This window comes from Actinomadura bangladeshensis, from assembly GCF_004348335.1.
Lineage (GTDB): Bacteria > Actinomycetota > Actinomycetes > Streptosporangiales > Streptosporangiaceae > Spirillospora > Spirillospora bangladeshensis.
The window spans coordinates 1-5,043 of sequence record NZ_SMJW01000391.1 but is presented as its reverse complement, the minus strand read 5'-3'; the positions used below and the strand labels follow the sequence as shown (position 1 = coordinate 5,043).

4 protein-coding genes are annotated in these 5,043 nt (G+C 74.8%); all 4 read right to left on the bottom strand.

Going from position 1 to position 5,043, the window contains the following annotated elements; genetic code table 11:
• A partial coding sequence (locus E1284_RS38345) for a hypothetical protein (protein WP_131945047.1) occupies positions 1-860 on the bottom strand: 860 nt, incomplete at its 3' end.
• Between the two features lie 4 nt (positions 861-864).
• Complete coding sequence (locus tag E1284_RS38340) at positions 865-1,821, bottom strand: copper transporter (protein WP_131945046.1); 957 nt, start codon at positions 1,819-1,821, stop codon at positions 865-867.
• On the bottom strand, positions 1,818-3,152 hold the full coding sequence (steA, locus tag E1284_RS38335) for a putative cytokinetic ring protein SteA (protein ID WP_131945045.1): 1,335 nt from the start codon (positions 3,150-3,152) through the stop codon (positions 1,818-1,820). Before steA ends, E1284_RS38340 begins: the two co-directional genes overlap by 4 nt.
• 94 nt (positions 3,153-3,246) lie before the next feature.
• Positions 3,247-4,953 carry a DNA repair protein RecN gene (gene recN / locus E1284_RS38330; protein WP_131945044.1) on the bottom strand — a complete coding sequence of 569 codons (1,707 nt, stop codon included), beginning with the start codon at positions 4,951-4,953 and terminating at the stop codon, positions 3,247-3,249.
• Positions 4,954-5,043 lie beyond the last annotated feature (90 nt).

The following is a 5,043-nucleotide window of genomic DNA, read 5'->3' as shown; positions in this document are numbered from 1 at the left end:
GGCGGCCGGCGGCCGAGCATGTCGATGCGGTTCAGCACCGGGTTGCCCGCGATGACCTTGGTGAAGCTGACGACCTCGCTGGCGGCGTTCAGCCCGGCGAGCCCGGCCAGCACGGCGAGCCGCGGCCCCCGCCCGAGCCGGGTGGCGGCGAGGCCGAGCAGCGCGCCGAGCGCGTTGGCGCCGGTGTCGCCGAGCATCGCGCGCTCGCCGAGGTCCTCGGGCAGCAGCGCGGCGGCGGCGCCGAGCGGCGCCGCGACGACGGCCGAGCCCGACCGGGTCAGCGCCAGCGGGGCGCCGGTGATCAGCCCCACCTTGACCGCCCGCCCGGGGCGCAGGTCGAACAGGTTCATCAGGTTCGCGGCCCCGGCGATGACCGCGCCGTTGACCAGGGCGTCGAACGCGCGCCCGGTCCGGGTCGGGGCGGGCGACCCGGCGACCGCGGCGGCGGCCAGCCCGGTCGCGCCGATGCCGAGGATCTTCACCGCGCCGCTGGTGACCTCGCCGCGGGCGAGCGCGGTGAGGTGGCCCTTGAAGCCGCGGGACGCGCCGGACCCGGCGAGGTCGTCGTACCCGCCGAGGACGCCGGACCCGGCGCCCGCGAGCAGCGCGGCGGCGCGCATCCGGCCGGTGGCGCCGGGGGCGAGCAGCCCGGCCGCGGCGGCGCCCGCGACGAACGCGGGCCCCTCCAGCAGCGTCACCGGCTCGCCGCGGTGGTTGGTGCGCCCCCAGACGTCCTCGCCCGGCAGGCCGTTCAGCCCGGGGGGCCGGCGGGTCAGCGCGGCGTAAGCGGCCCGCGCCGCCACCGCGCCGAGGCCGGCGCCCGCCGCGAGCCGCGCGCCCCTCGCGATGCCTCGTCCCATCAGGTCACCCGTTCTTCCCCGCCGTGGGCGCGGGCGAGGGCAGGTAGCCGCTCACGCCGGCGCCCGTCCCGTACTGCCCGGACTTGCCGCCGATCTCCTTCTGCAGCGCCAGGATCGCCACGACCTGCCCGGACGGGGTGTCCACCACGTCCACGGTGGAGACCGAGTCACCGGCGTCGGAGTCGCGCAGCGCCGCGATCAGCCCGCCCTCCTGCGCGGAGTTCGGCGGGCCACCGACGACGGTACCGCGCCCGGCGGCGTCGAGGGCGGCGGCGAGCGAGATCAGCGCCTTGTTGTCGGCGTCGCCGCCGTCGTAGGCGTACACGGCGGCGGGCGCGACCATGACGGCGAGCGTCGCGTGCTGGCCCGGCTTGCCGCTGGTGGTGACGTACCCGGCCTCCTTGAAGCCGTTGAGGACGGCGCCGCCGACGGCGTCCTCCCGGCCGGACTTGCCCGGGTCCTTGGTGACGAGGGCGTTCGCCAGCACGGCGCCCGCCTTGTCGTAGGGGCTCGCGTCGGCGGGGAAGGAGACGTCGTCGGCCTTCAGCTGGGTGGACAGCTCGTCGACGGTCGTCTGCTGGTCGTCGTTGAAGAGCTTCTTCTGGATCGTGACGCGGCCGGTGACGGCGGCGCCCGCGTCCTTCGCCAGCTCGCTGACCTGCTCGATGCTGTCGTTGCCGGCGCCGGGCGTCTCGATCAGCACGACCGACTGGCCCTTCAGCCGGTTCGCGACGATCTGCGGCGCCAGCACCTTGCTGAACTGCTCCTGGCCGTCCACCCGGTGCTGCAGGTCGCGCTGCGCCAGCCGGGCCTGCTGGGCGGTCTTGGCCGCCGAGTTGGCCTGCTGGCGCAGCGTGTCGCTGACCGAGTCGGACAGGGTGGTGGAGCCGAGCACGATGCCGAGCGCCAGCGCGAGGAAGATCGCGACGATGGAGACGAGGTGGTAACGGAAATCGATCACGTGAAGAGTCCGGTCAGCCAGAAGACGAAGGCGTGCCAGCGGTCGGCGATCAGGGGACTGATGACGTCCCCCGCCGGTGACATGGCGACGGCGGTGACGATGGCGATGAACGCGCCGAGGACGAGGAACAGCAGCGACCAGGTGGAGATGCGGCTGCGGTAGAGCCTGCTGACGCCCTTGGCGTCGACGAGCTTGCTGCCCACCCGGAGCCGGGTGAGGAACGTGCTCGCCATGCCGGCGCGCCCCTTGTCGAGGAACTCCACCATGTTGGCGTGCGTGCCGACCGCGACGATCAGGGTGGCGCCCTTGTCGTCGGCGAGCAGCATCGCGATGTCCTCGCTGGTGGCGGTGGCCGGGAAGACGACGGCCTCCTGCCCGAGCTCGTGGACGCGCTTCAGGCCGGGCGCGCGGCCGTCCCGGTAGGCGTGCACGACGATCTCCGCGCCGCAGGTGAGCGCGTCGTCGGACACCGAGTCCATGTCGCCGACGATCATGTCGGGGCGGTAGCCGGCCTCCAGCAGCGCGTCGGCGCCGCCGTCCACCCCGATCAGCACCGGGCGGTACTCGCGGATGTAGGGCCGCAGGGTCGCGATGTCCTCGCGGTAGTGGTAGCCGCGGACGACGATCAGCGCGTGCCGGCCGGCGATCCCGGTGGTGACGTCCGGGACGCCGACGCCGTCGATGAGCAGGTCGCGCTCGCGCTTGACGTACTCCATCGTGTTGGCGACGAACGCCTCCAGCTGGGAGGCGAGGCCCGCCTTGGCCTCGGTCAGCGCCGTCTCGACGGTCCCGGCGGTCTGCTCGGTGCCCTTGGCGACGACGTCCTCGCCGCGGTGCACGGCGGGGCCCTCGACGCGGACCTGGTCGCCCTCGCGGAGCCTGGTGAAGATCTCGGGGCCGACGTCGTCCAGCAGCGGGATGCCCGCCTCGATGAGGATCTGCGGGCCGAGGTTCGGGTACCGCCCGGAGATGCTCGGCGCCACGTTCACCACGGCGCCGACCTCGCACGACACCAGCGCCTCGGCGCTGACGCGGTCGAGGTCGACATGGTCGATCACCGCGATGTCGCCGGGCTGCAGCCGCTTGGTCAGGTCCTTGGTGCGGCGGTCGAGCCGCGCGGTCGCGGTGACCCCGGACCGGCCGTCGTCGCGGCCGCGGCCGAGCGCGCGGACGCGCCGCGGCAGCTTCAGGGCCGGCCGGGCGCCGCGCTCGGTGACCGGCCCCGCGGCCGGCCCGCCGACCGGCTCGGCCGCGGGCTCGGCGGCCGACCCCGCGGACGGCCCGGTGGTCGACTCGGCGCCGGAATCGGTGGTGGGTGACGGGTCGTTCATCACCGACCATCCTGCCAGAGCGCCGAAGTGAACGCCGGAAAGCACGACTGTCCAGGCGTGTCCATTCGCGTACCGTCTGTAATTATTGGCCTGGTTACCGTTCTTCGGCGGCCATGGCGAGGAGTTCCTCCGCGTGGGCGCGGCCGAGCTCGGAGTCCTCCAGGCCGGCCAGCATCCGCGACAGCTCGCGGACGCGCCCGTCCCGGTCGAGGGCGGTGACGCCGCTGCTGGTCACGGTGCCGTCGTCGGACTTCTCCACCAGCAGGTGCTGGTCGGCGAACGCCGCGACCTGCGGCAGGTGCGTGACGACGATCACCTGGGCGTTGCGGGCCAGCCGCGCCAGCCGCCGCCCGATCTCGACCGCGGCCTTGCCGCCGACGCCCGCGTCGACCTCGTCGAACACGAACGTCGGGACGGGGTCGGCGCCCGCGAACACGACCTCGATCGCCAGCATCACCCGGGACAGCTCGCCGCCGGACGCGCCCTTGTGCAGCGGCAGCGGCGGCGACCCGGGGTGCGGCGCGAGCCGCACCTCCACCTCGTCGACGCCGTGGGGCCCGTAGTCCCCGCCGGGGTTCACGGTGACCGAGACGCGGGCGTGCGGCATCGCCAGGGCCGTCAGCTCCTCGGTGACGGCGCCGGAGAACCGCTCGGCGGCGCGGGTGCGGACCGCGGTCAGCTCGGCCGCCTCGGCGGCGAGCCGCTCGGTCAGCTCGGCGTGCTCGGCGCGCAGCTCCTCGATGCGGTCGTCGTCGCCCTCCAGCTCGGTGAGGCGGGCCGCGGCCGTCCGCGCCCACTCCAGGACCTGCGCGGCCGTGCCCTCCGCCCCGCCGTACTTGCGGATCAGCGCGGTCAGCTCGGCCCGCCGCTCCTGGACGGCGGCGAGCCGCGCCGGGTCGGCGTCCACGGACTCGGCGTAGGAGGCGAGGTCGGTGCCGACGTCGGAGACGAGGTAGCCGGCCTCGGTGAGCCGGTCGGCGAGCGCCGCCAGCTCCGGGTCGTGGTCGCGGACGGCGTCCAGCGCGTTGCGGGCCTGGCCGAGCAGGCTCGTCACGTTCGCCGCCTCGAACGCGGCGGCCGGGTCGCCGAGCAGCGCCTCGTGCGCGGTGTCGGCGGCACCGTGCAGCGCGTCGGCGTGCCCGAGCCGCTCCTCCTCGGCGGCGAGCTCGGCGTCCTCGCCGTCCTTGGGGTCGACCTTCTCGATCTCCTCCAGGCCGAAGCGGAGCATGTCGGCCTCCTGGGACCGCTCGCGCGCCCGCGTCGTCAGCTCCTCCAGCAGCGCCGTGACCTGCCGGTGCCGCTGGTACGCCTTGGTGTAGGCGCGCATCGGCTTGGTCAGCGCGCCGCCCGCGTACCGGTCGAGCGCGGCGCGCTGCCGCCCGGCCTGCAGCAGCCGCTGCTGGTCGGACTGGCCGTGCACGGCGACCAGGTCGTCGGCCAGGGTGATCAGCACGCTCACCGGGACGGACCGGCCGCCGAGGAACGCCCGCGAGCGGCCCTCCGCCGACACCGACCGGCTGATGATCAGCGCGCCGTCGTCCAGCTCGCCGCCGGCCTCCTCGACCCGTTCGACCGCGCGGCCGCCCGGATCGACGACGATCCGGCCCTCGACCGTGGCGCGGCCCGCGCCCGGCCGGACCCGCTGCGGGTCGGCGCGGCCGCCGAACAGCAGCCCGAGGCTGGTCACCACCATGGTCTTGCCCGCCCCGGTCTCCCCGGTCACCACGTTGAAACCGGGCGACAGATCGAGCACGGCCTCGTCGATCACCCCGAGGCCCTGGATCCGCACCTCATCGACCATCGGTCGCACCGGCGTCACAACCCTCCGCAAAAGATCCCCGATCGGCGCCTGTGGAGATTATCCTCTCTGCCCGCCCGCCGCTCCCTCCGC